Origin of the sequence: Massilia jejuensis, from assembly GCF_042656795.1 — a bacterium.
GTDB classification, from domain to species: domain Bacteria; phylum Pseudomonadota; class Gammaproteobacteria; order Burkholderiales; family Burkholderiaceae_D; genus Telluria; species Telluria jejuensis.
In genome coordinates this window covers 5,029-5,247 of sequence record NZ_JBHSMS010000032.1, presented here as the reverse complement: position 1 = coordinate 5,247, position 219 = coordinate 5,029, and the positions used below count along the sequence as shown (strand labels likewise).

The window sequence follows — 219 nt, the reverse complement described above, 5'->3', positions numbered from 1 at the left end:
TTCCGGCCACACTCAAACGCTCGGCCCGCTGATGGCGAAGAAATCAAGGGTTATTCGAGGTGCCCTAAGGTGTACCTTACCCGGACGTCTTGGCAAAGTACACCGCGGCCTTTTTCAATATGTCACGCTCCTCCGTGACGCGTTTAAGCTCGGCCTTCAGGCGCCGCATCTCGTCAGACTGGGCGTCGACAGCCTTGCGCTCCGCCTCGGGCACGCCGT

General features: G+C 60.3%; 1 pseudogene. It reads right to left on the bottom strand.

The window, feature by feature from the left end:
- Positions 1-71: 71 nt before the first annotated feature.
- A pseudogene (locus ACFPOU_RS09640) lies at positions 72-219 on the bottom strand (IS3 family transposase); the annotation flags it as partial.